At 65.1% G+C, this 843-nt stretch carries 2 protein-coding genes; both read right to left on the reverse strand.

All coding sequences use genetic code 11. From position 1 onward, the window contains the following. Positions 1–629 (reverse strand): aromatic amino acid lyase (locus tag EN749_RS36565; RefSeq protein ID WP_189368027.1); only part of this gene is annotated, 629 nt, incomplete at its 3' end. 27 nt (positions 630–656) lie between these two features. Beyond that, positions 657–843 (reverse strand): GDYXXLXY domain-containing protein (locus tag EN749_RS36570; RefSeq protein ID WP_145991216.1); only part of this gene is annotated, 187 nt, incomplete at its 5' end.

Genomic DNA, 843 nt, shown 5'->3' on the forward strand with positions numbered 1-843 from the left:
GCACGAAACGCCTCGATCGACAGCGCGAACACCTGATGCGCCATGCGGATCCGGCGGCGCGCCGCGAGCGCTGCGTCTGCCACCAGAGCAGCAGCGCAAGGCGAGCCGTTGATCAGCGAGCCGCGTTCCTTGACCTCAAGGTCGAAGCGCGTCGAAAGTTCTGCAAACAAGGGGTAGAGCGCCAGGATCTCACCGGCGCCGCCCTGGCCGGAGGCCGGCACCGTTGGCATCGGCCCACCGTCGAGCATAGCGGCCACGGCAAGCGCGATGCGCGGCGTTGTGGCGGCGTTGCCCTCGATGAAATTCGTCAGCCGGGCAAGCACGATCGCCCTGACCACGCGATCCGGCAAGGGATCGCCGAACGAGGTGGCGGCGGCAAACGCCTTGATGCGCGCATGGCGATCACGCTCGTCGAGTTCGAGCTTGCGGCTCGCCAGCTCTCCCATGGCGGTGGTGACGCCATAGATGACCGGTGGCGGATCGGATTCAATCAGCCTGAGAAACGAAGCGCGGCATTCGGCGATGCGCTGCAACGCCTTCTCGCCGATCGCCACCGTGTCCTTCTTCCAGGCGACGCGGAAAACAGTGTCGAGGTTGATGTCCTCACGCGTCGACAGGCTAACTGGCATGCTTCACACCGCTGGAATTAAGGGGCTTTAGTAGAGTGGTTCCTCGAACAGCGTCTTGTCGCCGTCCACCAGCGCCTTGATCTGCGCGGTGCCGTCGCCGGCGAGCGCAAGACGGATGCCGAACGGCCGCACCCGCATGTCGTTCTGGATTGCCATCCCCTCGCCTTCCGGCAGATAGAAGCGCTCGACACCGTAGTCCGGCGCGATGGTCGCC

This window comes from Mesorhizobium sp. M7A.F.Ca.ET.027.02.1.1 (genome assembly GCF_004022985.1).
Lineage (GTDB): Bacteria > Pseudomonadota > Alphaproteobacteria > Rhizobiales > Rhizobiaceae > Mesorhizobium.